The organism is Sphingomonas mangrovi (genome assembly GCF_047975845.1).
Taxonomy (GTDB): Bacteria; Pseudomonadota; Alphaproteobacteria; order Sphingomonadales; family Sphingomonadaceae; genus Sphingomonas.
Genome location: NZ_JBIUCZ010000026.1, coordinates 23,255 through 50,218 on the forward strand (window position 1 = coordinate 23,255; position 26,964 = coordinate 50,218).

Consider the following 26,964-nt stretch of genomic DNA (forward strand, 5'->3'; position numbering starts at 1 on the left):
TCCCCCGCATCGCCACTGACACAGGCATCATGGACATCGCACAAATCGTCTGGACCATCGCCGTGTGGCTCGTGCCGCTGGTGATCGCCATCGTCTTCCACGAGGTCGCGCACGGCGTGGTCGCCAACTGGCTCGGCGATCCGACCGCGGCCGAGCAGCGGCGGCTGACCTTCAATCCCGTCCGACACGCCGACCCGATCGGCACCGTCGCGCTGCCGCTGGTGCTCGCCGTCTCCGGCGCGCCGGTGTTCGGCTGGGCCAAGCCGGTGCCGGTCGACGCGCGGCGGCTGCGCAATCCGCGCTGGCACATGGTGCTGGTGGCGCTGGCCGGGCCGGGCATCAACCTGCTGCTGGCGCTCACCGCCGCGCTGCTGATCGCGGTGGTGTCGACCGTCACCGGCGGCGAGGCGGGGATCGTCAGCCGGTTCCTCGTCAGCAACCTGATCAACTTCGTGCTGATCAACCTCTTCCTCGCGGTGTTCAACCTGCTGCCGGTGCCGCCGTTCGACGGCGGGCACGTCGTGGAGGGGCTGCTGCCGCGCCCGCTCGCCCATCGCTACGCGCAGCTCGGGCGCTTCGGCATCCCGGTGCTGCTGCTCCTCTTGCTGGTGCTGCCGATGCTGTCGCCGCAGCTGAACGTGGTCGAGCGCGTGGTGTCGCCGATCGTGTTCGGCCTCGCCGAGGCGCTGCTGCGGCTCGTCGGGCTGGGGGGCTAAGGTGCACGGCTGGATCCTGCTCGACAAGCCGCTGGGGCTCGGCTCGACCCAAGGCGTGAGCGCGGTCAAGCGCGCGCTGCGCGACGGCGGCTATGGCAAGTTCAAGGTCGGCCACGGCGGCACGCTCGATCCGCTCGCGACCGGCGTGCTGCCGATCGCGCTGGGGGAGGCGACCAAGCTCGCTGGGCGGATGCTCGACAGCGACAAGGTCTATGAGTTTACCGTCCAGTTCGGCACGCAGACCAACACGCTCGATCGCGAGGGAGCAGTGATCGCGACTTCGGACGTGCGCCCGACCCGTGCCGCGCTCGACGCGGTGCTGGGGCGCTTCACCGGCCCGATCGCGCAGGTGCCGCCGGCCTATTCGGCGCTCAAGGTCAACGGGCAGCGCGCCTACGACCTTGCGCGTGCGGGCGAGGAGGTGACGCTGAAGAGCCGCGACGTCACCATCCATGCGCTGACGGTCGCGGAAGCTGCCGGCGAGGGAGCGCTGGAAAAGGCCACCCTTACCGCCCATGTGTCGAAAGGCACCTATATCCGCAGCCTGGCGCGCGACATCGCGCTGGCGCTGGGCAGCGTCGGCCATGTGACGATGCTGCGGCGGGTAAAGGCGGGGCCGTTCGGGCTCGACGGCGCCATTTCGCTGGACAAATTGGCGGAACTCGGTAAGGGCCACGCGCTTGCGCAAGCGCTTCTGCCTTTGAGGGCGGGGCTGGACGACATCCCGGCTCTTTCCCTCACCCCCGACCAGGCAGGGCGGCTCCGACAGGGGCAGCAGTTGGTCGGGATCGCCGCTGACGATGGCCAGGCCTTTGCGACGCTGGACGAGGTTCCGGTCGCGCTGGTCGAGGTCGAGCACGGGGTCGCCCGTGTCGTTCGCGGTTTCAACCTCGAATAGAAAGGACGACGATGTCGATCACCCAGGAGCGCAAGGAAGCGCTGATCAAGGACCACGCCCGCGAGAGCGGCGACACCGGCAGCCCCGAGGTCCAGGTCGCGATCCTGACCGAGCGGATTTCCAACCTGACCGAGCACTTCAAGACCCACGCGAAGGACAACCATTCGCGCCGCGGTCTGCTGATGCTGGTCAACAAGCGTCGTTCGCTGCTCGACTACCTCCGCAAGAAGGATGCCGAGCGCTACACCGCGCTGATCGCGAAGCTGGGTCTTCGCAAGTAAGGAACGGCGCCCCGCGGGGCGCCGTTTTCTTATTCCGGCCAAGCCCGGTATAGGAGGCAGGCGGCCGCCCCGGCCGCAACGGATTTCCTCCGGTTTTCGCCCGTTCGGGCATGCCGGAGCAAGCAGGGTCGAGCGCAATCCGGCGACTTGGCCCCGGGCCGAAACGGTCCACCCCTGCGGGCACGTACCCGCAAGCTGCCCCGGCAGGCATCGGGCCGCCGGAGTGAAGGAAACGACATGTTCGATATCAAGAAGACCAGCATCGAGTGGGGCGGCAAGACGCTGACGCTCGAGACGGGCCGCGTCGCCCGCCAGGCCGATGGCGCGGTGATCGCGACCCTCGGCGAAACGGTGGTGCTGTGCGCCGTGACCGCCGCGCGTTCGGTGAAGGAAGGGCAGGACTTCTTCCCGCTGACCGTCCACTATCAGGAGAAGTATTCGGCCGCGGGTCGCATCCCCGGCGGCTTCTTCAAGCGCGAGCGTGGCGCGACCGAGAAGGAAACGCTGACCAGCCGCCTGATCGACCGTCCGATCCGCCCGCTGTTCCCGGAAGGCTTCTACAACGAGATCAACGTCATCGCTCAGGTGCTGAGCTATGACGGCGAGAACGAGCCCGACATCCTGGCGATGATCGCCGCGTCGGCCGCGCTGACGATCTCGGGCGTGCCGTTCATGGGCCCGATCGGCGCGGCCCGCGTCGGCTACCAGGACGGCGAGTACGTCCTCAACCCGACGCTGGAGCAGACCAAGGCGGGCGAGCTCGACCTGGTCGTCGCCGCCACCGGCAACGCGGTGATGATGGTCGAATCCGAAGCCAAGGAGCTGTCGGAAGAGGTCATGCTGGGCGCCGTTGTGTTCGCGCATGACGCGTCGAAGAAGATCGTCGACGCGATCATCGACCTCGCCGAGCAGGCCGCCAAGGACCCCTGGGAGCTGACCCCGGTCGCCGACCAATCGGCCCAGAAGAAGAAGCTCAAGGACCTGATCGGCGCCGACCTCGCCGCCGCCTACAAGCTGACCGCCAAGCAGGACCGCCAGAATGCGATCAACGCCGCCCGCACCAAGGCGCGCGACGCGTTCGCCGACCTGAAGGAGAGCGATCCCGCGCAGTATCTCGGCGTCCTCAAGCTCGTGAAGAAGCTCGAGGCCGAGGTGGTCCGCACCGCGATCCTGAAGGACGGCCGCCGCATCGACGGTCGCGACACCAAGACGGTGCGTCCGATCGAGGCGATGGTGCACTTCCTGCCGCGCGCGCACGGCTCGGCGCTGTTCACCCGCGGCGAAACCCAGGCGATCTGCTCGACCACGCTCGGCACCAAGGACGCCGAGCAGATGATCGACGGGCTGAACGGGCTCCACTACGAGCACTTCATGCTGCACTACAACTTCCCGCCCTATTCGGTCGGTGAAGTGGGCCGCTTCGGCGCGCCGGGCCGTCGCGAAGTCGGCCACGGCAAGCTCGCCTGGCGCGCGCTGCACCCGGTGCTGCCGTCGAAGGACGAGTTCCCCTACACGATCCGCGTTCTGTCCGACATCACCGAGTCCAACGGCTCGTCGTCGATGGCGACGGTGTGCGGCGGCTCGCTGTCGATGATGGACGCGGGCGTGCCGCTCAAGCGTCCGGTCTCGGGCATCGCGATGGGCCTGATCCTGGAGGGCAAGGACTTCGCCGTGATCTCCGACATCCTCGGCGACGAGGATCACCTCGGCGACATGGACTTCAAGGTGGCGGGCACGTCCGAGGGCATCACCAGCCTTCAGATGGACATCAAGATCGCCGGCATCACTGAGGAGATCATGAAGGTCGCGCTGGCCCAGGCCAAGGACGGCCGTGCGCACATCCTGGGCGAGATGAACAAGGCGCTGGGCGAGACCCGCACCGAGCTCAGCGCCCACGCCCCGCGCATCGAGACCTTCACGATCGACAAGTCGAAGATCCGCGACGTCATCGGCACCGGCGGCAAGGTGATCCGCGAGATCGTCGCCACCACCGGCGCCAAGGTCGACATCGACGACGAGGGCGTCATCAAGGTGTCGTCGTCCGACACCGCGCAGATCGAAGCCGCGATCAACTGGATCAAGGGCATCGTCGAAGAGGCCGAGGTCGGCAAGATCTACACCGGCAAGGTCGTCAACATCGTCGACTTCGGTGCGTTCGTGAACTTCATGGGTGGCAAGGACGGTCTCGTCCACGTCTCCGAGATGAAGAACGAGCGCGTCGAGAAGCCGGGCGACGTCGTCACCGAAGGCCAGGAAGTGAAGGTCAAGGTGCTCGAGGTCGACCAGCGCGGCAAGGTCCGCCTGTCGATGCGCGTCGTCGACCAGGAGACCGGCGCCGAGCTGGAGGACACCCGTCCGGCGCGCGAACCGCGCGGCGAGCGTGGCGATCGCGGTCCGCGCGGGGACCGTGGCGACCGCGGTGATCGTGGCGATCGTGGCCCGCGCCGCGAGGGTGGCGATCGCGGCCCGCGCCGCGACCGTGGTCCCCGCCGCGAGCGTTCGGAAGGCGATGCCGGCAAGGGCGGCGAGGACGGTGGCGACATCGGCCTGCCGTCGTTCATCACCGACAACTGATCGTTCGATCGATCCGCTAGGAAAGGGGGGCCGCGGCGACGCGGGCCCCCTTTTTGGTGCCGGAAGCCAACAGGGTAGCCGTCGCGCCGCGATTGCGTCGCGGCCCGACCTCGGGCACAAGCGAACAAAACGGGGGTAGGCGAGACGATGCCGATTCAGCGGGCGCCGGAGGGGGCGGCCGGACGCCTGATCCAGCGGTTGCCGATCGCGGTCGACCGGCCCGGGCTGGCGCTGGCGTGCACGCTGGCGTGCGTCGCGGCGGGCTTCGTCGTGCGCTGGCTCGCCGACTCGCTGCTGCCGCCGGGCTTTCCCTATGTCAGCTTTTTCCCGGTCGTGATCCTCACCTCGTTCCTGTTCGGCGTGCGGATGGGGACGATCGCCGCGGTGCTGTGCGGGCTGCTCGCCTGGTATTTCTTCATTCCGCCGTACCACACGCTGACGCTGACCGGCGGCTCGACGGTCGCGCTGCTGTTCTACGTCTTCGTGGTCGCGACCGATATCGCGCTCGTCCACTGGATGCAGCACGCCAACCGCAACTTGGCGCGCGAGCGCGAGCTCAGCCGGGCGCTCGCCGACACCCGCGAGCTGCTGTTCAACGAACTGCAGCATCGCGTGTCGAACAACCTGCAGGTCGCAGCCGGCCTGTTGTCGGTGCAGAAGCGGCAGGTGAGCGACGCCGCCGCGCGCGCCGCGCTGGACGAAGCCTCGCGCCGGTTGGCGCTGATCGGGCGCATCAGCCGCCAGCTCTACGACGCCGGGGGAGCCACCCGGAAGATGCGCGAGTTCCTCGAACCGCTGTGTGCCGACGTGGTCGAGGCGAGCGGACGCACCGGCATCCGCTGCACGATCAACGTCGCCGAGGACGCGCCGCTCTCCTCCGACGCGGCGGTGCCGCTGGCGCTGATCGTCGCCGAGGCGATGGCCAATGCGATCGAGCACGGCTTCCGCGATCGCGACGCCGGCCACATCGAGGTGCATCTGGCGCGCAACGGCGAGGACATGGTGACGGTGGAGGTCCGCGACGACGGCCACGGCGTGCCGGAGGGCTTCTCGATCGAAGCGTCGGACAGCCTGGGGCTGCGGATCGCGACGATGCTGGCGGGGCAGCTCAACGGCAGCTTCGACCTGATCGGCGGCAAGGGCACCATCGCGCGGCTCGTGCTGCCGGCGTAAGAGGGCGGGCAGCGCGCGCGCCATCCGTCATGCCGACGAAGGTCCACATCCGGACACGCCGCGCTCGCGCTGCCTGATCTCACGCTGCCCGTCAGGAACCTGCTGAGCGCCGAACGTCGAAAGGGAAGTGGGGAGCTTCTGTTGCCCGGTGCTCCCCGTACCGCTGGAATCCGCTTCTGTTGCCCGGTGCGGTCCAACCGCGCTATTTTGGAGTAACCTTAGGCCGTTAGGCCGTCGGGTTACGCCGCAATCGCGAGTGCTTCGTTATCGTTGGCACTTGTGTAATGGGCCGTTGCGGTGGTCCCATTCCGAGCGAAAACAGCGCCTTTCAACACACGTCGATCCTGGTTCGGCCCCGTCAGGACCGGCCTGAAAGACCGGTTCTGGTGGAGCCGCCGGGTACTGCCCCCGGGTCCGCTGCGCCTAGTCTACGCCGCAGTTTATCGCCATATCCGGCCGAAGCCGGCACCGACCCATATAAGCGGTTGGTTTCCGCAATAAAAGGCCATGCCGGTCTTTTCATGGCCACAAAGCGCTGGCATGGGCTGCCCCAACATGTTGACCCAGCGTTCACGATATGCGCTGCGCGCGATGTTGTTCCTGGCTGCCCAACCTCCGAGCGTCGCACCCACTCCGATGCACCGGATCGCGGCCGGGGCGAACGTTCCGCGCAAGTTCCTGGAGCTGATCCTGGCGGATCTGCGCGAGGCGGGATTCCTGCTGTCGACGCGCGGCAAGGCCGGCGGCTACCGACTCGCCCGCGCCACCCACCTGATCTCGCTGGGCGAGATCATCCGCGTGATCGAGGGGCCGCTGGCGCTGGTGCCCTGCGTCAGCCGTACCGCCTATCGTCCGTGCGGCGACTGCAAGGACGAGGCGGCGTGCGCGATCCGCATCGCGATGGCGCGGGTCCGCGACGAAACCGCGCGGATTCTCGACGGCACCAGCCTGGCCGATGCCACCGCCGAGGACCTCGCCGCGGCGTAATGCGGCGCGCCGCCGGGGCGACGCGCCCGCGGCTCAGCCGGCCTTCATCGCCTCCAGCAGACGCTTGACCTCCTGGGAGCGGCCGCGCGGCAGGATCAGGATGTCGTCGCCGCTCGCGACGACGATCAGGTCCTTCACCCCGACCATCGAGATCCGCGCGCTGTCGCTGCGCACCAGACAGCCGCTGGTCTCGATCATCACCACTTCGCCGCCGCAGACGTTGTCGTCGGCATCGCGCGTGCTGATCGCGTGCAGCGCATCCCAGCTGCCGACGTCGCTCCAGCCCATCGCCACCGGCACCACCGCGACGCGCTCGGCCTTTTCCATCACCGCATAGTCGATCGATTCGGCGGGAGACGCGGCAAAGGCGTCGGCGTCCGGATAGACGCGCTTGCCCTCGCGACGGGCCTGACCCATCGCGGTCTCCGCGGCGTCCCGCATTTCGGACGCGTGGGTGCCGAGTGCGTCCAGATACATGTCGGCGCGGAACAGGAAGATGCCGCCGTTCCAGGCGTGGTTGCCGTCCGCCAGCATCGCCTCGGCACGATCGCGCGGCGGCTTCTCGACGAACCGTTCGACGCGGTGCGCGCCCGGCGCGATCTCATCACCGACCTTGATCCAGCCATAGCCGGTCTCCGGCGAGTCCGGCGCGATGCCGAAGGTCACCAGCCAGCCCTCGGCAACCAGCGGCAGCGCCGCCTCGATCGCGGCATGGAAGGCGGCGACGTCGGCGATGACGTGATCGGACGGCATCACCAGCAGCGGCGTGGCGTCGCCGCCCGCTGCGACCGCGGCGAGTGCGATCGCCGGAGCGGTGTTGCGGCCCTCGGGCTCGAGCACCAGCGCCTGCGCCGCCGCACCGATGTGGCCGAGCTGTTCCTCGATTTCCTGCGCGTGCGCGGCGTTGGCGACGACGATCGGCGCACCGAACCGCGGCCCCGACGCGCGGCGCGCGGTGAGCTGGAGCATCGTCTCCTCCGCGGTCAGCGACAGCAGTTGCTTGGGCCGCTCGCGTGTCGAGATCGGCCACAGCCGGGTCCCCGACCCTCCCGACAGGATGACGGGCACGATCGTGGGTTCGGACGGCATCTGGCGCTTCTCCAACGGAGGGGCGATCCACAGGAACGGGATCTTGATCTAGGTAGCTGCCGCGCACAACGCTCGGACGGCGCGTGCGTTCAGCTTTTCTTCGCGAATTATTGTACAGGATAGGTGTCGGCGGGGTTTACACGTCCGGCGAGGAAACCAGACGTCATGATCAGGCTGTTCAAGCACTATATTCCCTATGCCGTGCTGCTGCTCGGGCTGCTCGACGTCGTGCTGCTGATGGTGGCCGCCGAGCTGGGGTGGATCGTGCGCGCGGCGCAGATCGACATGCTGGTCGAGCCGATCGGAAACCGGGTGCCCCAGCTGCTGAGCTTCGCGGCGTCGCTGGAGCTCGCAATGATCGCGGTCGGGGTCTATGGGGCCGAATCGCTCCAGTCGCTGCGCTTCGCCGCGGCGCGGCTGCTGGTTGCGATCTCGCTGGGCGTGATCGTGCTCGCGCTGCTGTTCTTCCTGGTGCCGGCGATCACCTTCTGGCGCTCCAACCTGCTCTACGCGATGGGCTTCGCCACGGTGCTGCTGCTGCTGCTGCGCATCCTGGCCGGCAAGACGCTGGGCGGGCAGGTGTTCAAGCGCCGAGTGGTGGTGCTGGGCGCGGGCGCGCGCGCGGCGCGGCTCAAGGCGCTGTCGCGCACGCCCGGCGCGGCCTTCGTCGTCGTCGGCTATGTCGCGATGGTCGAAGCCAAGCAGGTCATCCCGGAAGCGATCGCGCGCGACGCGATCCACAACCTCGCCGACCATGTCGTGCTGCTCAACGCGAGCGAGGTGGTGCTGGCGCTGGAGGAGCGGCGCAACGCGCTGCCGCTCAAGGACCTGCTGCGGATCAAGACCACCGGCGTCCACGTCAACGAGCTGTCGACCTTCCTCGAGCGCGAGACCGGCCGCGTCGATCTCGACACCGTCAACCCGTCGTGGCTGATCTTTTCCGATGGATTCTCGTCGGGACGTGCCTTTTCCAGCATGTTCAAGCGGCTGTTCGACGTCACCGTCAGCCTGGTGCTGCTGGTGCTGATGCTGCCGCTGCTGGTGCTCGCGGCGGCAGCCATCAAGGTCGACAGCCGCGGGCCGGTCTTCTACCGCCAGCGCCGCATCGGCCTCTACAGCCTGGGGTTCGACATCGTGAAGCTCCGCTCGATGCGCGTCGATGCGGAGGTTGCCGGCACGGCGGTTTGGGCCGAGAAGGACGACCCGCGCATCACCCGCGTCGGCCGCGTGCTGCGCAAGCTGCGGATCGACGAGCTGCCCCAGTGCTGGAGCGTGCTCAAGGGCGAGATGAGCTTCGTCGGCCCGCGGCCCGAACGCCCGCAGTTCGTCGAGGATCTCGAGCAGCAGCTCCCCTATTACGCCGAGCGTCACATGGTGAAGCCGGGGATCACCGGCTGGGCGCAGATCAACTATCCCTATGGCGCGTCGATCGAGGATGCGCGGCAGAAGCTCGAATACGACCTCTACTACGCCAAGAACTACTCGCCCTTCCTCGACCTGCTGATCCTTTTGCAGACGGTGCGCGTGGTGATCTGGCCGGAGGGTGCGCGCTGACATGCTGCCCGGCCTGATCCTGTGGAGCCACGCGCTTGCCGCGCTGCTGTTCGGGATGCTGGCGGCCTGGGCGGTGCGCAGCCACGAGCTGCCGCGGACGATCCGCGCGAGCTTCGCGGCGGCGCTCGGGCTGACCGCGCTGTGGGCGCTGGCGGTGGCGGGGATCGGCGCGGCCGAGCCGGTGACCATCGTGGTCGAGGCATTGCGCGATCTCGGCTGGCTGGGCGCGATGCTGGTGCTCCACCGCTCGGGCGGGGCACGCTACCTGACGCTGCCGCTCGCCTATGCCGCGGTCGCGCTGGCGGTGGTGCTGCAGGGCGCGCTGCAGCTGATGGTGGCGGACGCGCAGGCACCGGCCTTCGACGGGCTGATCCGCGTCGCGTTGCTGATGCGCGCGCTGGCGGCGGCGGGAGGGCTGGTGCTGCTCTACGGCCTCAGCTCCGGGCTCGGCCGCTCGGGCATGCGGCTTGCGATGACCGCGATCGGCGCGCTGTGGCTGATCGACGTCAACCTGGGCGCCATCGGCTATCTGGCGGGCGAGGCGCCGCGCGAGTTCCAGACGATGCGCGGTCTGGCGCTGGCGGCGCTCGCCGGCGTGATCGCGCTCGCCTTTCATCGCAGCGACGGGCGGGCGCTGCGCGTATCGCGCACCGCGACGCTGCATCTGCTGTCGGTGCTGGGGCTGGTCGGCTACGTCCTCGCGATGGTCGCGGGCAACAGCCTGCTGGCCGCGGTCGCCGGCAGCCAGGCGCGGCTGCTCCAGACCGCCTTCGTGTTCGGATCGACCGCGGCGGTGCTGACGCTGATGTCCTCGCCGTGGCTGCGCGCCTGGCTGCGGGTCAAGCTCAGCAAGCACCTGTTCCAGCACCGCTACGACTATCGCGTCGAATGGGCGCGCTTCACCGAGACGCTGGGCCGCCCCCAGGGTGCCGCACCGCTCGCCGAGCGCGTGGTCAAGGCGATCGCCGACCTCACCCAATCGCCTGCCGGCATGCTGCTGATCGCCCGCGACGACGGGCTCGAGCGCGCCGCCGGGTGGAACTGGCCCGCCGACGCCGCCGAACCGGACTCCGCGGCCGCGCTCGCGCAGCATCTGGCGGGGACCGGCCGGCTGATCGAGCTCGACGCGGTCCGCAATGCCACCGCCGACACCGCGGACGCGGCGGCGGTGCCGGCCTGGATGCTCGCGTCGCCCGACGCCTGGGTGGTCGTGCCGCTGCCGCATCTGGGACAGCTGGTCGGCGCGATCCTGCTCGCGCGGCCGCCGCTCGATCGCGCGCTCGACTGGGAGGATTTCGACCTGCTCAAGATCGCGGGTCGCCAGGTCGCGAGCTACCTCGCCGAGGCGCGCGCGACCGAGGCGCTGCTGGAGGCGCAGCGCTTCGACGAGTTCAACCGCCGCTTCGCCTTCATCCTCCACGATCTCAAGAATCTGGTCAGCCAGTTGAGCCTCGTCGCGCGCAATGCCGAGCGGCACGCCGACAATCCGGCGTTCCGCGCCGACATGGTCGCGACGCTGCAGGAATCGTCGGGGCGGATGCGCGACCTGCTCGCACGGCTGGCGCAGCGCCAGCCGACGCCGGCCGGCGTCGCATGCCCGCTCGATCTGGGGGCGGTGGCGCGTGGGCTCGCCGACGCGCGGCGGGCGCAGCATCCGGTGGTGGTCGATGCCGGCGCCGCGGTGTTCGCACTGGTCGATGCGCCGCGGCTGGAGCAGCTGCTCGACCATCTCGTCCAGAACGCGATCGAGGCGAGCGCGCCGGGACGCGCGGTGACGCTGCGAATCGCAGGGTTGGGGGAGATGGCGGCAATCGAGGTCGTCGACCACGGCCACGGCATGTCGCCCGCCTTCGTCCGCGAGCGGCTGTTCAAGCCGTTCGTCTCGTCCAAGCCCGAGGGGTTCGGCATCGGCGCCTACGAAGCGAGCCTGCTGGCGCAGGCGATGGGCGGCCGGATCGAGGTGAGCAGCCGCGAGGGCGAAGGCTCGACCTTCCGCGTGCTGCTGCCGCGTTCGCCCGCAACGACTCTGGAGGAAGCGGCATGACCACCGATCCGCAGCGGCTGCTGATCGTGGAGGACGACCTGGGCCTCCAGCGGCAGCTGCGCTGGGCCTATGAAGGCTATGCCATCACCGCGGTCGGCGACCGTCAGGCGGCGCTCGCGGCGCTGCGTGCGGAAGAGCCTGCGGTGGTGACGCTCGACCTCGGCCTCCCGCCGGACCCGGACGGCACCAGCGAGGGGTTTGCGACGCTGGAGGCGATGCTGGCGCTCAAGCCCGACACCAAGATCGTCGTCGCGTCCGGCCACGGCGCGCACGAAAGCGCGCTGAAGGCGATCGCGATGGGCGCGTTCGATTTCTACTCCAAGCCGATCGACATCGACACGCTGGGGCTGATCGTCGCGCGCGCCTTCCACGTCCATGCGCTGGAGGCGGAAAACCGCCGGCTGGCCGCGCGCATCGAGGGGGAAACGGCGCTGGGCGGGATGCTCACCGCCGCGCCGGAGATGCTCAAGGTGACGCGGACGATCGAGCGCGCCGCGCCGGCCGACGTGTCGGTGCTGCTGCTCGGCGCCTCGGGCACGGGCAAGGAACTGCTCGCGCGCGGCCTCCACGATGCGAGCCCCCGGAAGCAAGGCGCGTTCGTCGCGATCAACTGCGCGGCGATCCCGGAGACGCTGCTCGAAAGCGAGCTGTTCGGGCACGAGAAGGGCGCGTTCACCGGCGCGATCAAGACCACCGCCGGGAAGATCGAGAGCGCGCAGGGCGGGACGCTGTTCCTGGACGAGATCGGCGACGTGCCGCTGGCGCTGCAGGTGAAGCTGCTGCGCTTCTTGCAGGAACGCGTGATCGAGCGGATCGGCGGCCGCAAGCCGATCGCGGTGGACACGCGCATCGTCTGCGCGACCCATCAGGATCTCGACGCGATGGTCGCCGACGGGCGGTTCCGGGAGGACCTGTATTACCGGTTGGCCGAGATCGTGGTCCGCATCCCGTCGCTCGCCGAGCGGCCGGGCGACGCCGGGCTGCTCGCGCGGCACTTCCTGCGCCGCGCCGCGCGGCAGATGAACGCGGGGGTGAAAGGCTTCGCGCCCGACGCGCTGGCCGCGATCGACGCCTGGGGCTGGCCCGGCAACGTGCGCGAGCTGGAAAACCGGGTGAAGCGCGCGGTCATCATGGCCGACGGCAAGCAGATCACCGCCGCCGACCTCGACCTGGACGAGGGCGCGGCCGAGCCGATCAACCTGAAGGCGATCCGCGAACAGGCCGACCGCCGCGCGATCCGCCACGCGCTGGCGCGGGCGCAGGGCAACATCTCCGGCACCGCCCGCCTGCTGGGGATCAGCCGACCGACGCTCTACGACCTGATGAAGGCATACGACCTGCAGCCGTGAGGGGCGTCGCTGGGGGGAGCCTTCGCCTCATCCGCCGTCATGCTGACGAAGGTCAGCATCCAGACACGCTGCGCTCGCGCATTCTGCCGGAACGGCAAGGGATCCTGACTTCCGTCAGGATGACGAGATGAGGACACGGCGGCGCACCTGTCTCCGCCGCTTGCCCGACGTGGCCGGCGGCGGGTAGCGCAGGCAGCATGGACGCACCGACCGACACGCTCGCCCGCATCGCCGCCGCGCTCGAACGCCTTGCGCCGCCGCCGCCGCCTGCGGCCGACCCGCTCGCAAATCCGGCCTATCTGTGGGACGGGACGGTGCTGAAGGCGGCGCGGGCGTTCGATCCGCTGCCGCTCGACCTGCTGTCGGGCATGGACGCGCAGAAGCTGGCGTTCGTCGCTAACCTCCGACGGCTGGCCGATGGCGTCGCCGCGCAGGACGTGCTGCTGTGGGGCGCGCGCGGCACCGGCAAGTCGGCGCTGGTGAAGAGCGCGGTCGCCGCGGTGCAGGCGGAGGGCGCCGCGCTCGCGCTGGTCGAGGTGGTGACGCCGCGGCTGGAGACGCTGCCCCAGCTGTTCGCCGCGATCGCGGGCGCCGACCGCGCTTTTGCGATCTTCCTCGACGACCTCGGCTTCGAGCATCCGGGCGAGGCGCGCGCGCTGCGCTCGCTGCTGCAAGGGGGGGCGGAGGCGCGGCCGGCCAATGCGCGGCTGGTGGTGACCTCCAACCGCCGCCACCTGATGCCCCGCGACCTCGCCGAACAGGCGAGCGCGATCAACCCGCGCGATTCGGTCGACGATAGCCTTGCGCTCGCCGACCGCTTCGGGCTGAGCCTGGGATTCCACGTCGTCGACCAGGACGCGTATCTGGCGATCGTCGCCGGCTATTGCGCGGCGCACGACCTGCCGTTCGACGCGGGGGATGCGGTCGGGTGGGCGACCCGGCGCGGCAGCCGCTCGGGGCGGGTGGCGTGGCAGTATGTCACCGACCTGGCGGGGCGCCACGGGCGGGCGCTGTAGATTGGATGGGAGCGGCGGCTTCTACGGCTGCCCCGCCAAGTGAAACCGGGCGCTCCGCGAACCCGCACGAGAGCCTCGACCCGTCTTCATCATGCTGACGGAAGTCAGCATCCAGACACGCAACGCCCCTGCTTCAGGCGGAGCGGCAATGGATCCTGACTTCCGTCAGGATGACGGAAGGAAGGGTTGGCGTCTTCATCGCAGAAAGTCTGCGGTCGCCGAGGATGAGCCTTTCGATTCGGGCGGGCTTGTTCGACCGAGCGTCCGGTCAGCTGCGACACCGTGCTCCTGCATCCGCAGGAGCGCGAATCACCCCGCCAGCGCTTCGGCCTGTTCGGCGAGCTCCAGCCAGCGTTCCTCCGCCGCGTCCTTGTCGGCGCGCGCCTTGGCGACGGCGGCCATCAGCGCGTCGAACTTCTTGGGGTCGCGCGCATAGAGATCGGCGTCGGCGAGCGCGGCCTCGTCGCGGGCGATCGCCTGCTCCAGCTTCTCGATCTCGCCGGGCAGCAGGTCGTAGTCGCGCTGGTCCTTGTAGCTGAGCTTGGTGGGCTTGGTCCGCACTGGCTCGGCCGCGACCGCCTTCGCCTTCCGCGGCTCGGCCTTCGGCTTGCGGCGCGCTTCCCAGTCGGCGTAGCCGCCTACCACCACGTCGACCGTGCCCGATCCGTCGAGCCCCAGCGTCACCGTCACCGTGCGGTCGAGGAAATCGCGATCGTGGCTGACGATCAGCACGGTGCCGGCATAGTCGCCGATCACCTCCTGCAACAGGTCGAGCGTCTCCAGGTCGAGGTCGTTGGTCGGCTCGTCGAGCACCAGCAGGTTGGAATGCCGCGCGAACTCGCGCGCGAGCAGCAGCCGCGAACGCTCGCCGCCGGACAGCGTGCCGATCTTCGCCTCGGCGATGCTCGGGTCGAACAGGAATTCCTTCAAATAGCCGTGGACGTGCTTCTTCACGCCCAGCACCTCGATCCAGTCGCCGCCGTCGGCGAGCACGTCGCGCACGCGCTTTTCCGGCGCCATCAGCTTGCGCTGCTGGTCGATGACGATGCCGTCGAGCGTCTTGGCGCGGGTGATCTTGCCCAAATCCGGCGCCAGCTCGCCGGTCAGCATGCGCAGCAGCGTCGTCTTGCCGGCGCCGTTGCCGCCGACGATGCCGATGCGGTCGCCGCGCCGCACGCGCAGCGAGAAGTCCTTGATGACGGTACGGTCGCCGAACGCCTTGGTGACGTGCTCCGCGTCGATGACCACCTTGGTCTTGGTGTCGTCGCTCTCCACCGCGAGCTTGGCGGTGCCCTGCGGCCCCGTCATCGCCGCGCGTTCGGCGCGCATCTTGTGCAGCGCCTCGAGCCGGCCCTGGTTGCGCTTGCGCCGTGCCGTCACGCCGCGGTGCAGCCAGTGCTCCTCGATCTTGAGCTTGGCGTCGAGCTTCTCGGCGGCGCGCTGCTCCTCGGCCTGCACCGTGTCCATCCAGGCGTCGAACCCGCCGAAGCCGATCTCGTTGCGGCGGATGGTGCCGCGGTCCAGCCACAGCGTCGACCGCGTCAGCCGGGTCAGGAAGGTCCGGTCGTGGCTGATCGCGACGAAGGCGCCGGTGAAGCGGCCGAGCCATTCCTCCAGCCATTCGATCGCCGAGAGGTCGAGGTGGTTGGTCGGCTCGTCGAGCAGCAGCACGTCGGGCTGCATCGCCAGCGCGCGCGCGATCGCGGCGCGGCGCCGCTCGCCGCCGCTGGCGGTCGCCGCCTCGCGCGACAGGTCGATGCCGAGCTGGTCGGCGATCGCCTCCACCTCATGCGTCGCGGCGGCATCCTCGCCGTGACAGGCGAAGTCGTGCAGCGTCGCGAAGCCGGAGACGTCGGGATCCTGCTCCAGCAGCACGACGCGCGTGCCCGGCACCATCGTCCGGCGGCCTTCGTCGGAATCGAGCGTACCGGCGATCAGCCGCAGCAGCGTCGACTTGCCCGCGCCGTTGCGCCCGATCAACGCCAGCCGGTCGCGCTGGCCGATATGCAGGTCCAGGCCGCGGAACAGCCAGCCGGATCCCTGGATCAGGCCGAGGCCCTCGTAGCTCAAGATGGGTGCTGCCATGCCGGGCAGGTAGGCGGCCGCCGCCGACGGAGCAAGTTGCCGCCGTGCAACACCTGGTCCGCTGGGCATATTCATAGGCTATTCAACGCGCTCCCCCTATGCCAACCAGTATGAGGATGTTGGTTCGAGCCGGTCTCTGCGTGTGCGCGCTGCTGCCTGTGGCAGCGGCTGCGGCCCCCGTGGCCGGCGTGCAACGCCATCGCGGCGACCAGGAAGCGGCGATGGAAGGCCGCAAGCAGGGCCAGATCCTGCCGCTGCGCGAGATCGAGCGCCGCGTCGTGGGCGCAATGCGCGGCGCGCAGTATCTGGGGTTCGACTTCGACGCCGACAGCGCCATTTACACGCTCAAGTTCCTGCGCGATGGCGCGGTGATCTGGGTCGATGTCGACGGCCGCACCGGGCGGATCGTCGGCCGCACGGGACCATGAAGCCTCGGAAAGGGTGAGAATGCGCGTTCTGATCGTCGAGGACGAACCGAATCTGGGCCGGCAGCTGCGGGCTACGCTGGAAGGGGCGGGCTATGCCGTCGACCTCGCCACCGACGGCGAGGAGGGGCATTTCCTCGGCTCCACCGAAACCTACGACGCGATCATCCTCGATCTGGGCCTGCCCGAGATCGACGGGCTGACCGTGCTCGACCGCTGGCGCAAGGAAGGCCGCACCGCGCCGGTGCTGGTGCTCACCGCGCGCGACAGCTGGTCCGACAAGGTCGCCGGGCTCGACGCGGGCGCCGACGACTATGTCGCCAAGCCGTTCCAGACCGAGGAACTGATCGCCCGGCTGCGTGCGCTGATCCGCCGCGCCTCGGGCAACGCCTCGGCCGAGCTGATCGCCGGCGACATCCGTCTCGACACGCGGTCGGGCAAGGTCACCAAGGCGGGCGAGCCGGTCAAGCTCACCGCGCAGGAATACAAGCTGCTCAGCTACCTGATCCACCACAAGGGCAAGGTGGTCAGCCGCACCGAGCTGATCGAGCACATCTACGACCAGGATTTCGATCGTGATTCGAACACCATCGAAGTGTTCGTCACGCGCATCCGCAAGAAGCTGGGTCCGGACGTGATCACCACGATCCGGGGTCTCGGCTACAGCCTCGACGAGCCGGGCGCGCCTGCGCCGGTGGCGTGACGCGCGGCCGCGCTTCGCACCGGGTGAGGGCGGGCGGACGATGAGACCCTGGGGCGGATTGCTCGACACCTGGGCGTCGCGGCGCGAGAAGCCGGCGACGCCGGTGCAGCCGCGGCCGGGCGATCCGGCGCCGCGCAGCTACGTGCGGGTGACGGGGTCGCTCAGCCGCCGCATGATCCTGATCGCGGCGGCGTGGATTCTCGTGCTGCTCGCGGGCGGCGGCTACGCGCTCGATCGGGTGCTGAGCTCGGCCATCACCCGCAACTTCGACGACCAGCTCGACTATCTGCTCACCTCGATGATGGTGACGGCGGAGATCGGCCCGGACGGCGAGGTGCTGTTCAACCGCACGCTGGGCGACCAGCGCTTCCTCGAGCCCGGATCGGGGCTGTATTGGCAGGTCAGCGGCAAGGGGTACGAGATCTATCCCTCGCGGTCGCTGTGGGACCGCAAGCTGCCCGAAGGGGCGCTGCACCACGATAAGGACATCCACACCTACGAAAGCGACGCGTTCCCGGACGAGAAGCTGCGGATCGTCGAGCGCGACGTGATGCTGCCGGGCTCGCCGGTGCGCTGGCGCTTCCAGGTCGCCGAATCGACGGAGGTGCTCGACGCGCAGATCCTGGCGCTGCGCCGCACGCTGGTGCGCAGCTTCCTGCTGCTCGGGCTCGGACTGATCGTGATGGCGGCGTTGCAGACCTGGTACGGGCTGCTGCCGTTGCGCAAGCTGCGCTACGCGATCGCGCGGCTGCGCGGCGGCGAGGCGGCGCGGCTGGAGGGGGCGATGCCCGCCGAGGTCGCGCCGATGGTCGAGGAGCTCAACGCGCTGGTCGAGCACAACGACCGGCAGGCCGAGGAGGCGCGGCGCCACGCCGGCAATCTGGCGCATGCGCTCAAGACGCCGCTCACCGTCATCATGAACGCCGCCGCGGCGGGGCAGGACGATCTCGCCGACACGGTGGTTCGCGAGGCGCGGACGATGCGCCGCCAGGTCGATCACCATCTCGCCCGCGCGCGGGCGGTCGGGCGTCGCGGCAGCGCGCACAGCCGCACCCCGGTCTGGCCGTCGGTCGAGGCGGTGGAGCGCGCGGTCGGGCGGCTCTATCCCACCGTCCGAGTCGACGTGGACGGTGCGCGCGACCTCATTGCCCGCATCGAGCGGCAGGATCTGGACGAAATTCTCGGCAATCTCGTCGAGAATGCCGCCAAATACGGCGGCGGCAGCGTGTTCGTGACGGTGCGCGCCGACATGGGGTTCGCCGAAATCCAGGTCGAGGACGACGGCGTCGGCATTCCCGAGGCCGATCGCCAGCGGATCTTCGACCGCGGCGTCCGGCTCGACAGCGGCAAGCCCGGCACGGGCCTCGGCCTCGCGATCGTGCGCGACGTCGCCGAGATCTACGAAGGCACCGTCACGCTGGAAGAGAGCGAGGATCTGGGCGGCCTGCTGGTGCGGCTGCGCCTGCCGGCTTTCGGCTGAGCGCGGGAACGGAGCACGATGCGCTGATCGGTCGCCCGCGCGTCGCTCAGAAGATCGCCAGCCCCATGCGTTTGACCGCGGCGGTGTAGCCGCGCATGCCTTCGAACGCCGTTTCGGTGAGGGCGATATAGGCGCGGCGGCGGTCGAGCGGGTCGTCTTCGCGCTCGAACAGGCCCGCCTCGGTCATGGTGGTGATCCAGCGTAGCGCGGTGGTGGGCGGTACGGCGGCGGCGATGCACAGGCTGGAGACCGAGACCGACGCCCGCTCCAGCCGGGCGGCCATCAGGTCGAGCAGCATGTCCCACGCCGGGTCGGCGAACAGCTGCGCGTCGAAGAACTGCGCGCGCAGCCGCCGTGCGCGGATCACCGATCGGATCGCGGCGGGTTGCGGCAGCGACTGCTCGCCGGCGCCGTCGTGCCGCGTTCCGTGCGGAAGCTCGAAGCCGTGGCCATCGGCCTGTTGCGCGGCGAAGCCGGGCCGCTCGTGCCCGTTGCCAGCGCCGCGGATACCCCCACCGTGTCCGTCGGCCGGACTCATCCGCTTGATCGCCTCGGCGATGCGCGCGACCTCTTCGCTCAAGCGGCGCAGTTCGTTGTCGTGTTCGTGCACGCTGCTGTGGAACTGGACGGTGGTCGGACGGCCGGCGATCGCCAGCGCCGCGACTCGATCGGCGACGTCGGGCTCGCACAGCAGTTGCATGCCCGACGCGGTCACCTGCGCGGCGACCTGGTCGAGCTGCCCCTCGCTGAAGCAGACGACGAGTCGCGCGCCATATTGCTCGGCGAGCGACTGGCCCCGCAGCAGCAGCCGGTCGAGCTCGCCCGGGCTGGCGCGTCCGGCCTCGATCAGGACGATGTCGAGCGCGGCGAGCAGCGGCAACGCGCCGCCGAGATGCTGGAAGTCGCTGCGCGCGACCACGCGCGTCCCCGCCAGCGCCGCCGCCTGCTCCGCAGCCTCGATGCTGGCGGGGTCGTCGGCGGCGAGGAACACCGTCGCCGCGTTGCTATACCCGCCGTGGGGGTCCGGACCGTCCATCGAAGCCTCTGAAGCGAGCGAAGACGGTTCCAGCATGCAGCAAGTCCCCATCGTGAATCAGGCGTTAAGCACCCATTACGGGTCTTTACCTGCCACAGTCGAGGCTCCGTATCAATCGATCGCCTTCACGATCTCTTCTGTCATCTTCTTGGCGTCGGCGAGCAGCATCATGGTGTTGTCCATGTAGAACACCGGGTTGTCGACGCCGGCATAGCCCACCCCGCCCATCGAGCGCTTGACGAAGAGCACGGTCTTGGCCTTCTCCACGTCGAGCACCGGCATGCCGTAGATCGGCGAGCTCTTGTCGGTCTTGGCCGAGGGGTTGGTGACGTCGTTGGCGCCGATCACGAAGGCGACGTCGGTCTGCGCGAACTCGGCGTTGATGTCCTCCAGCTCGAACACCTCGTCATAGGGGACGTTCGCCTCGGCCAGCAGCACGTTCATGTGGCCGGGCATGCGGCCCGCCACCGGATGGATGGCGTATTTGACGCGAACGCCGTGAGCCTTGAGCTTGTCGGCCATCTCGCGCACCGCGTGCTGCGCCTGCGCGACCGCCATGCCGTAGCCCGGGACGATGACGACCTGCTCGGCCTGGCTCATCAGGAAGGCGGCATCCTCTGCCGAGCCGCGCTTCCACGGCCGGTCGATCGCCTCACCGCCGCCGGCCGCGCTCTCCGCGCCGAACCCGCCGGCGATGACGCTCAGGAAGCTGCGGTTCATCGCGCGGCACATGATATAGCTGAGGATCGCGCCCGAGCTGCCGACCAGCGCGCCGGTGATGATCATCGCGCTGTTTTCGAGCGTGAAGCCCATCGCCGCCGCCGCCCAGCCCGAATAGCTGTTGAGCATCGACACCACGACCGGCATGTCCGCGCCGCCGATCGGCACGATCAGCAGGAAGCCGACCACGAAGGCGAGCAGCGTCACGGCCCAGAACATCCACGGCGTCTGGGTGTGCGCGAACTGTGCCGTCAGCGCGAGGATGAGGCCGAGCACGCCCAGGTTGATGAAGTGCCGGCCCGGCAGCAGGATCGGCTTGCCCGACATCGAGCCGTTGAGCTTGAGGAAGGCGATCACCGATCCGGAGAAGGTGATCGCGCCGATCGCGGCGCCCAGCGTCATCTCGATCCGGCTGACCGGATGGATCGCCGCGAACGGCTGGCCGATCAGCGGCACCACCAGCTCGGCGATGCCGAACGCGATCGGGTTGAGGAAGGCGGCGGCGGCGACCAGCACCGCGGCCAGCCCGACCAGCGAGTGGAAGGCGGCGACCAGCTGCGGCATCGCCGTCATCGCGATCCGCCGCGCGATGACGAGGCCGATGACGGCGCCCAGCCCGATCGCGCCGAGGATTTCGAGAAGGGTGATCCAGTCAGGCAAAAACTGGAGTCCGTGCTCGATTGCGGCAGCGCTTCCGCCATACGGGTTCGCGGCCATCGGCAGGTGCGTCAGCAAGGTGGTCACCACCGCGATGCCCATGCCGATCATGCCGAGGCGGTTGCCGCGCCGCGACGTGGCGGGGGAGGAGAGTCCGCGCAGCGCGAGGATGAAGCACACGCCCGCGATCAGATAGGCCAGCGCCACCCAGGGGTTAACCGAAGCCGTATGTTCCATCCTGAACCCCCTTTTCCGTCCACGCCGGCCGGTGAAACCTGCAAACCTCCACCATCATGCTGACGAACGTCAGCATCCAGACACGCTCCATCTGGAATTCAGGCGGAGCGGCAATGGATCCTGACCTTCGTCAGGATGACGTCGAATATACCCCGACGGCCTTCGCCGGGAGGACGACCTAGTGCTTGGCGGCCGCGTCCGGTCGCTCCTTCTTCTTGTACATCGCCAGCATCCGCTCGGTGACGGCGAAGCCGCCGAAGATGTTGATGCTTGCCAGCACCACGCCCAGCAGGCCGAGCCATTTGGAGCCCGGCGCGCCCGAGGCGGCACCCGCGACCAGCGCGCCGACGATGATCACCGAGGAGATCGCGTTCGTCACCGCCATCAGCGGCGTGTGCAGCGCCGGGGTGACCGACCAGACGACATAATAGCCGACGAAGCACGCCAGCACGAAGATCGACAGGATCGAGACGAAGTTCATGGCCGTGTCCTTCCGTCGTTGCCGGCGAGTGCGGCGAGGCAGGCGTCGAAGGCCGCCATCGCCGCCGGATCGCCGTCCGCCACCGTCACCCATTGCCCGTGCGCGGCGACCGCGCCGCCCAGCATCAGATTGTCGTGATGGCCGAAATCCTCGACCACCGAATCGCCGTCGTCGCCGACGAGCACGCGCATCCGGGTCGCAAAGTCCTCCGCGGCCGACGAATAGCCGTGGATCGGCCGGTCGAGCGCGGCGAAGAACCCCAGCTCGAACGCCGTGCCGCTGTCGGCACCCACCCCGCGGAACGGGGTGAGGTTGGCGACGATCGCATCGGCCGAACGCATCCGCGCCAGATTGGCGCGATAGATCGCCACGCCGTCCTCGAAGCTGCCGCTGGCCGAGGGGCTCGCCTCGACGTCGAACGGGAAGATCCCCTCGAATCCCAGCGCCGAGCAACGCGCGAGCTTCGCGCGTGCGACTGCGGGAGCGTCGGGCAGGAACACGTCGGGGCCGGCGAGATAAAGACGAAGCGCCATGCCGGCGGTCAGGCCTGCAGCCGCGGGTGCACCACCGTGCCGCCCTGCGTCAGGCGAATGCCCTGCGTCACCTCGTCGTCGTCGGGCAGCACCGGTCGTCCGGCGTCCTTGTCCCAATAGGCCGAGAGGAAGTTGTAGAGGTTGCGCGCGAACAGCGCCGAGGCGTCGGCGGCGAGCCGGCCGGGAACGTTGCGGTGGCCGAGGATGCGCACGCCGTGGCGCTCGACCACCTCGCCCGCGACCGCCCCCTCGACGTTGCCGCCCTGCTCGATGGCCAGGTCGACGACAATGCTGCCGGGGCGCATCGTCTGGAGCTGCGCGTCGGAGATCAGCCGCGGCGCCGGCTTGCCGGGAATCAGCGCCGTGGTGATCACCACGTCCTGCTTGGCGAGGTGGCTGGAGACGAGCTCGGCCTGCGCCTTCTGATACTCGGGCGACATTTCGGTAGCATAGCCGCCGCTGCCCTCGCCCTCGATCCCCGCGACGTTCTCGACGAAGATCGGCTTGGCGCCGAGCGACTGGATCTGCTCCTTCGTCGCCGAGCGCACGTCGGTGGCGGAGACCTGCGCACCCAGCCGGCGCGCGGTCGCGATCGCCTGGAGCCCCGCGACGCCGACGCCCATCACGAACACGCGCGCGGCCGAGACGGTGCCCGCCGCGGTCATCATCATCGGGAAGGCGCGGCCATAGGCGGCGGCAGCGTCGATGACGGCCTTGTAGCCGGCGAGGTTCGACTGCGACGACAGGATGTCCATTGACTGGGCGCGGGTGATGCGCGGCATCCACTCCATCGCCAGCGCGTCGATCCCCAGTGCGGCGTAGGCGTCGACTCGGGCGCGCTCGCCGAACGGGTTGAGCCCCGCGACCAGCCAGGCGCCCCGCTGGATGCCGGCAAGCGACTCGGGGGTGGGGCCCTGCACGCCCAGCACCACGTCGGCGCCGGTGAGCACCTCGGCACGGCTGCCGAGCGTCGCGCCGGCGGCGGCATAGGCCGAGTCGTCGTACGAGGCGGCGGCGCCGGCGCCGGCCTGGACGGCCACGTCTGCACCGAGTTGGACGAACTTCTTGACGGTTTCCGGAGTCGCGGCGACGCGCGGCTCACCGGCGGCCGTTTCGGACGGGACGGCGATCTTCATGTCAGGCGGCGATCAGCCACACCACGAAGGCGGCGACGAGAAGGACCACGATCGTCGCCCATTTCACCATCGCGAGGAAGCCGTGGTACGTACCCGTGTGGGCAGTCAGATCGCCATTGCCGGCCATGCTCGGATCCCCTGCAGTTTCCTGTTCGGGACGAGCTTAGACCCGTCGTCCCGGCGCGCCAACCCCGCGCCGGTAGGCTTAAGCTGCTCTTTACCTTCCGTGCTATAGCGACGGCGCGACAGGATTTGGGGAGGCGGGGATGACGCGCAACGGCCAGCGCCTGCTGATGGTGATTGACGACGACCCCGCGCAGCGCCGGCTGATCGCGGTGATCGCCGCCCGCCGCGGCTGGCGCACGATCTTCGAGGAGGACGTCGATTCGGCGCTGGCGACGCTCGCGACGCCCGACGGGCATACGCTCGACGCGATCCTGCTCGACCATCGCTTTCCGGACGGCGAGTCGGCGCTCGCCGGGCTGATCGCGGCGCTGCGCCGCAACCGCCCCGCGCTGCCGCTGCTGATGCTCACTGCCGACGGTTCGGTCGCGCACGCGGTCGCGGCGATGCGTGCCGGCGCCAGCGACTTCCTGGTCAAGCCGCTGGTGCCCGAACGGCTGCTCGCCGCGCTCGACGCGGCGGCAGGGGCCGAGGACTCGGGCGAGCTGCGGCCACTTGCCGAAAAGCTGTCGATGCCGCTGGCCTTCGACGAGGTGGTCGGTTCGGCACCGCAGTTCCGCGCGGCCCTCGCGATCGCGGCCAAGGCGGCGCGGGCGCGAGTCCCCGTGCTGATCGAGGGCGAGAGCGGCGTCGGCAAGGAAATGCTGGCCGAGGCGATCCACGCCGCATCGCCGCGCGCACGCCGGCCGATGGTGCACCTCAACTGTGGATCGACGCCGGCGAATCAGATCGAGAGCGCGCTGTTCGGCCACGAGAAGGGCGCCTTTCCCGGCGCGTTCGAACGCCGCACCGGCCGATTCGAGGAAGCCGACGGCAGCACGCTGTTCCTCGACGAGGTCGGCGAGATGCCGCTGCCGGTCCAGGCCAAGCTGCTCGACGCGATTCTGTCGGGCGAGGTGCGGCCGATCGGCGCCGCCTATGCGCGCAGCGTCGACGTGCGCGTGATCGCCGCGACCGACCGCACGCTGGTCGACGAGGTCGAGGCCGGGCGGTTCCGCGAGGACCTCTATTACCGCCTCAACGTCGTCCAGCTGACCATCCCGCCCCTGCGCGAGCGCCCCGGCGACGTGGGGCCGCTCGCGCGCCATCTGCTGGCGCGAATCGGGCGGCAGCCGGGGCTGCGGCCGCTCGGCATTACCGACGAGGCGCTGTCGCTGCTCGCGGGCTACGACTGGCCGGGCAACGTCCGCCAGCTCCAGAACGCGCTGTTCCGCGCCGCGGTGCTGTGCGAGCGCGACGTGCTGACGCTGGCCGACTTCCCGCAGATCGCGCAGCGTTCCGACGAGGACACCGGCCGCCGGCCGACGCCGATCCGGCCGACCGAGGCCGGCGTCACGCTGTTCCGCCCCGACGGCAACCTGCGCGCGCTCGACGAGATCGAGGCGGACGTGATCCGGCTGGCGATCGGCCATTATCGTGGGCGGATGAGCGAAGTCGCCCGCCGCCTCGGCATCGGCCGCTCGACGCTCTACCGCAAGCTGGGCGAACTGGGGATCGACCAGAGCGCGGCGTGATCCGCCTCGGGGTGCCTCACAGACAGCGCCGCGGCCCGTCCGCCACCGCGCGGGCACGCGCGTTCTGGTCCGCGCCGGGCGCGATCTTCGCGGATAGGCACGGCGTCTGCGCCAGCGACACCGACAGCAGATAGGAGGTCGGCCGCGACGGCTGGTCGGGATTCTCCACCACGGCATAGCGCAGGATCAGCGCATCGGGGCGGAAGCGGCCGTCCTCTTCGCGCCCGCGCCACTCGATCCGCTTGCCCAGTTCGCTGAAGCCGCCGCTGCCGATCGAGGGCAGGCGGAGGTTATGCTGGGTGTCGTCGGCAACGATCATCAGATTGTGCCGCCCGTCGGCCTCGACGAGCGTCAGCCGATAGCCGCCGAGGCCCGGACAGGTCGACTCGAAGAATCCCGCTTCCTCGGGCGCCGAGCGTACCAGCTGGCACTCGTCGAGGCTGGTGTAGCGCGATACGCGGCCGACAGCAGGGCTCTCCGACGCGGCCGGGGTGGGCGTCGCGGCCTCCGGAGCCGGGGAGGGCGAGGGTGCGACCTCGGGCGCCGGCAGCGTCTCGGCGGGGGCGGCGGCATTGGGCGCCCTGTCCTCGGGCTCGGATTGACACGCGCCGAGACCGGCGAGCAGCAGGATCGGGAGCAGCTTCCTCATGCAGGCGAAACGATCGGCGGGCCGAAACGGTTCGCTCGGCAGCCTTCCCCCGCCAGGGGTCCACCTTCGCGAACGGCCCGCAACGCTCCCCTCCCGTCATCCTGACGAAGGTCAGGATTCATTGCCGCTCCGCTTGCGACTCGGTTGTCGCGCGGTGTTCTTCGGCGCTTCTATCCCGCCAGCGCGGTATCGCGCAGCCCGCGCCAGACGCGCAGCGCCTGCACCGTCTCGGGTACGTCATGGACGCGCAGCAGCTGCGTGCCGGTCTCGGCCCCCTTCAGCGCCAGCGCCAGCGATCCGCCCAGCCGGCGGTCGGCGGGCGCCTCGTTGGAAAGCGCGCCGATCATCCGCTTGCGGCTGGCGCCGAGCAGGACGGGGCAGCCGAGGCCGTGAAAGATCGCCAGCCCGTTGACCAGCGCCAGGTTCTCGGCCAGCGACTTGCCGAAGCCGATGCCGGGATCGACCAGAATGTTGGCGCGGGCGACGCCGCCGGCGACCACCGCCTCGATCCGCTGCTCCAGCCAGTCGAACACCTCGGTCAGCACGTTGCCGTAGCCGGGGCGGGCGTGGCCGCCGCTCTCCGGATCGGGCGAGTGCATCAGCACCACCGGGCAGCCGGCACGCGCCACCACGTCGAGCGCGCGCGGATCGAAGCGGAGCGCGGCGACGTCGTTGACCAGATGCGCACCCGCGGCCAGCGCCGCCTCCATCACGCTCGCCTTGCGCGTGTCGATCGACACTGGCGTGCCGCTCGCCGCCAGCCGCTCGATCACCGGCACGACGCGCGCGATCTCGTCGCCTTCCCACACGGTCGTGGCACCCGGCCGGGTCGATTCGCCGCCGACGTCGATCAGCGCCGCGCCCGCCGCCGCCATGTCGTGGCCGGCGCCGGCGATCGCCTCCGGATCGGTGCCGTGGGCGCCGCCATCGGAAAAGCTGTCGGGCGTGCAGTTGAGGATCCCGGCGACCAGCGGCTGGTCGAAGCGCAGCACGCGGTCGCCGGCGCGAATCGGCGCGCGCGGCGCGGTGATTCGTTCGTCGAGCATGCGGAGCCGCGCGCCCTGCGCGCTCGATACCCGCTCGAGCAGCTGCGGGAGGTCCGCCAGCGCCACCGTGGTGCGGAAGGCGGGGGCGAGCAGTTCGTAGGCGGCGAACCACTGCATCCCACCCGCCAGCCGCGCGGCCTGTCCGTCGAGGCCCACCGGCGTGTCGACGAAGTGGATCGGCCGGAGGTGGAGGCGGGCGTCGGGCGGGGGCAGCATCATCCCCCCGCTTTCGCGCAGCGCCCGCCGGGCTGCAACGGGGCGTCTTCCAACATCGTGCTGCGTGGGTCGGCAGGAGCCTAGGTGTTCAGTCCCGGCATCTGGTGGATCGGATTGACGATGAAGCGTTCTGGCTCTGAGGTCCAGAGCTTGGCGATGTATTCGTAGGGTGTGAGGCCGCT

The 26,964-nt window shown here is 69.7% G+C and carries 24 protein-coding genes, 1 other RNA gene and 1 pseudogene; 14 read left to right on the forward strand and 12 right to left on the reverse strand.

From position 1 onward, the window contains the following. Positions 1 to 29 precede the first annotated feature (29 nt). The 5 genes from ACBY01_RS12600 to ACBY01_RS12620 all read left to right on the forward strand — a co-directional run bounded on the left by ACBY01_RS12600 (position 30) and on the right by ACBY01_RS12620 (position 5,642). Positions 30 to 716 carry a site-2 protease family protein gene (locus tag ACBY01_RS12600; RefSeq protein WP_416461231.1) on the forward strand — a complete coding sequence of 229 codons (687 nt, stop codon included), beginning with the start codon at positions 30 to 32 and terminating at the stop codon, positions 714 to 716. A gap of 1 nt (position 717) precedes the next feature. Then, on the forward strand, positions 718 to 1,614 hold the full coding sequence (truB, locus tag ACBY01_RS12605) for a tRNA pseudouridine(55) synthase TruB (RefSeq protein WP_416461232.1): 897 nt from the start codon (positions 718 to 720) through the stop codon (positions 1,612 to 1,614). Positions 1,615 to 1,625: 11 nt separating this feature from the next. Continuing rightward, positions 1,626 to 1,895, forward strand: a complete 270-nt coding sequence (gene rpsO / locus ACBY01_RS12610; protein WP_416461233.1) for a 30S ribosomal protein S15 — start codon at positions 1,626 to 1,628, stop codon at positions 1,893 to 1,895. Between the two features lie 237 nt (positions 1,896 to 2,132). Next, positions 2,133 to 4,469 carry a polyribonucleotide nucleotidyltransferase gene (pnp, locus tag ACBY01_RS12615; RefSeq protein ID WP_416461234.1) on the forward strand — a complete coding sequence of 779 codons (2,337 nt, stop codon included), beginning with the start codon at positions 2,133 to 2,135 and terminating at the stop codon, positions 4,467 to 4,469. Positions 4,470 to 4,616: 147 nt separating this feature from the next. Further along, complete coding sequence (locus tag ACBY01_RS12620; protein WP_416461235.1) at positions 4,617 to 5,642, forward strand: sensor histidine kinase; 1,026 nt, start codon at positions 4,617 to 4,619, stop codon at positions 5,640 to 5,642. Positions 5,643 to 5,807: 165 nt separating this feature from the next. On the opposite strand, the gene ssrA is transcribed toward ACBY01_RS12620, so the two are convergent. Further along, positions 5,808 to 6,149: a transfer-messenger RNA gene (gene ssrA, locus ACBY01_RS12625) on the reverse strand. A 48-nt stretch (positions 6,150 to 6,197) separates the two neighbouring features. On the opposite strand from ssrA, the gene ACBY01_RS12630 reads away from it, so the two are divergent. Continuing rightward, positions 6,198 to 6,629: an RrF2 family transcriptional regulator gene (locus tag ACBY01_RS12630; RefSeq protein WP_416461256.1), complete on the forward strand. Its 432-nt coding sequence runs from the start codon at positions 6,198 to 6,200 to the stop codon at positions 6,627 to 6,629. 33 nt (positions 6,630 to 6,662) lie between these two features. Here the strand turns inward: ACBY01_RS12630 and ACBY01_RS12635 are convergent, their stop codons facing one another. Beyond that, positions 6,663 to 7,718: a mannose-1-phosphate guanylyltransferase/mannose-6-phosphate isomerase gene (locus ACBY01_RS12635; protein ID WP_416461236.1), complete on the reverse strand. Its 1,056-nt coding sequence runs from the start codon at positions 7,716 to 7,718 to the stop codon at positions 6,663 to 6,665. Between the two features lie 165 nt (positions 7,719 to 7,883). Here ACBY01_RS12635 and ACBY01_RS12640 point away from each other — a divergent pair, with 165 nt between their 5' ends. The 4 genes from ACBY01_RS12640 (at position 7,884) to ACBY01_RS12655 (ending at position 13,681) form a co-directional block, all read left to right on the forward strand. Continuing rightward, a complete protein-coding gene (locus ACBY01_RS12640) occupies positions 7,884 to 9,272 on the forward strand; it encodes a TIGR03013 family XrtA/PEP-CTERM system glycosyltransferase (RefSeq protein ID WP_416461237.1) in 1,389 nt (462 codons plus the stop codon). Then, on the forward strand, positions 9,262 to 11,316 hold the full coding sequence (gene prsK, locus ACBY01_RS12645) for an XrtA/PEP-CTERM system histidine kinase PrsK (RefSeq protein WP_416461238.1): 2,055 nt from the start codon (positions 9,262 to 9,264) through the stop codon (positions 11,314 to 11,316). The genes ACBY01_RS12640 and prsK overlap by 11 nt, the downstream gene beginning before the upstream one ends. After that, positions 11,313 to 12,665: a PEP-CTERM-box response regulator transcription factor gene (gene prsR, locus ACBY01_RS12650; RefSeq protein ID WP_416461240.1), complete on the forward strand. Its 1,353-nt coding sequence runs from the start codon at positions 11,313 to 11,315 to the stop codon at positions 12,663 to 12,665. The genes prsK and prsR overlap by 4 nt, the downstream gene beginning before the upstream one ends. A 197-nt stretch (positions 12,666 to 12,862) precedes the next feature. Next, complete coding sequence (locus ACBY01_RS12655) at positions 12,863 to 13,681, forward strand: DUF815 domain-containing protein (protein ID WP_416461241.1); 819 nt, start codon at positions 12,863 to 12,865, stop codon at positions 13,679 to 13,681. Between the two features lie 309 nt (positions 13,682 to 13,990). Here the strand turns inward: ACBY01_RS12655 and ACBY01_RS12660 are convergent, their stop codons facing one another. After that, a complete protein-coding gene (locus tag ACBY01_RS12660) occupies positions 13,991 to 15,766 on the reverse strand; it encodes an ABC-F family ATP-binding cassette domain-containing protein (RefSeq protein ID WP_416461242.1) in 1,776 nt (591 codons plus the stop codon). A gap of 140 nt (positions 15,767 to 15,906) precedes the next feature. On the opposite strand from ACBY01_RS12660, the gene ACBY01_RS12665 reads away from it, so the two are divergent. The 3 genes from ACBY01_RS12665 (at position 15,907) to ACBY01_RS12675 (ending at position 18,374) form a co-directional block, all read left to right on the forward strand. Further along, positions 15,907 to 16,194: a hypothetical protein gene (locus ACBY01_RS12665; RefSeq protein WP_416461243.1), complete on the forward strand. Its 288-nt coding sequence runs from the start codon at positions 15,907 to 15,909 to the stop codon at positions 16,192 to 16,194. 19 nt (positions 16,195 to 16,213) lie between these two features. Continuing rightward, complete coding sequence (locus tag ACBY01_RS12670; protein WP_416461244.1) at positions 16,214 to 16,894, forward strand: response regulator transcription factor; 681 nt, start codon at positions 16,214 to 16,216, stop codon at positions 16,892 to 16,894. 172 nt (positions 16,895 to 17,066) lie between these two features. Beyond that, on the forward strand, positions 17,067 to 18,374 hold the full coding sequence (locus ACBY01_RS12675) for a sensor histidine kinase (protein WP_416461257.1): 1,308 nt from the start codon (positions 17,067 to 17,069) through the stop codon (positions 18,372 to 18,374). A gap of 46 nt (positions 18,375 to 18,420) precedes the next feature. On the opposite strand, the gene ACBY01_RS12680 is transcribed toward ACBY01_RS12675, so the two are convergent. The 6 genes from ACBY01_RS12680 to ACBY01_RS12705 all read right to left on the reverse strand — a co-directional run bounded on the left by ACBY01_RS12680 (position 18,421) and on the right by ACBY01_RS12705 (position 23,301). Then, positions 18,421 to 19,410, reverse strand: a complete 990-nt coding sequence (locus ACBY01_RS12680) for a hypothetical protein (RefSeq protein WP_416461245.1) — start codon at positions 19,408 to 19,410, stop codon at positions 18,421 to 18,423. A gap of 111 nt (positions 19,411 to 19,521) precedes the next feature. Continuing rightward, entirely contained in the window at positions 19,522 to 21,024 is a 1,503-nt protein-coding gene (locus tag ACBY01_RS12685) for an NAD(P)(+) transhydrogenase (Re/Si-specific) subunit beta (RefSeq protein ID WP_416461246.1), read from the reverse strand. 178 nt (positions 21,025 to 21,202) lie between these two features. Next, a complete protein-coding gene (locus ACBY01_RS12690; protein ID WP_416461248.1) occupies positions 21,203 to 21,505 on the reverse strand; it encodes an NAD(P) transhydrogenase subunit alpha part 2 in 303 nt (100 codons plus the stop codon). Further along, on the reverse strand, positions 21,502 to 22,038 hold the full coding sequence (locus ACBY01_RS12695) for a nucleoside 2-deoxyribosyltransferase (RefSeq protein WP_416461249.1): 537 nt from the start codon (positions 22,036 to 22,038) through the stop codon (positions 21,502 to 21,504). The genes ACBY01_RS12690 and ACBY01_RS12695 overlap by 4 nt, the downstream gene beginning before the upstream one ends. Before the next feature lie 8 nt (positions 22,039 to 22,046). Beyond that, positions 22,047 to 23,174, reverse strand: a complete 1,128-nt coding sequence (locus tag ACBY01_RS12700; protein ID WP_416461251.1) for a Re/Si-specific NAD(P)(+) transhydrogenase subunit alpha — start codon at positions 23,172 to 23,174, stop codon at positions 22,047 to 22,049. Between the two features lies 1 nt (position 23,175). Further along, the gene (locus tag ACBY01_RS12705; protein ID WP_416461252.1) at positions 23,176 to 23,301 is read right to left on the reverse strand and encodes an aa3-type cytochrome c oxidase subunit IV; all 126 of its coding nucleotides are present in this window, start codon (positions 23,299 to 23,301) and stop codon (positions 23,176 to 23,178) included. Between the two features lie 139 nt (positions 23,302 to 23,440). On the opposite strand from ACBY01_RS12705, the gene ACBY01_RS12710 reads away from it, so the two are divergent. Beyond that, positions 23,441 to 24,871 (forward strand): sigma-54-dependent transcriptional regulator, encoded by a 1,431-nt coding sequence (locus ACBY01_RS12710; RefSeq protein WP_416461253.1) that lies wholly within the window; start codon positions 23,441 to 23,443, stop codon positions 24,869 to 24,871. A 16-nt stretch (positions 24,872 to 24,887) separates the two neighbouring features. Here the strand turns inward: ACBY01_RS12710 and ACBY01_RS12715 are convergent, their stop codons facing one another. From ACBY01_RS12715 to ACBY01_RS12725, 3 genes and pseudogenes are all read right to left on the reverse strand, one after another. Continuing rightward, positions 24,888 to 25,520, reverse strand: coding sequence for a hypothetical protein (locus ACBY01_RS12715; protein WP_416461254.1), 633 nt, complete (start codon positions 25,518 to 25,520; stop codon positions 24,888 to 24,890). 170 nt (positions 25,521 to 25,690) lie between these two features. After that, a complete protein-coding gene (folP, locus tag ACBY01_RS12720; RefSeq protein ID WP_416461255.1) occupies positions 25,691 to 26,785 on the reverse strand; it encodes a dihydropteroate synthase in 1,095 nt (364 codons plus the stop codon). Between the two features lie 77 nt (positions 26,786 to 26,862). Continuing rightward, positions 26,863 to 26,964, reverse strand: a pseudogene (locus ACBY01_RS12725) (IS481 family transposase); the annotation flags it as partial.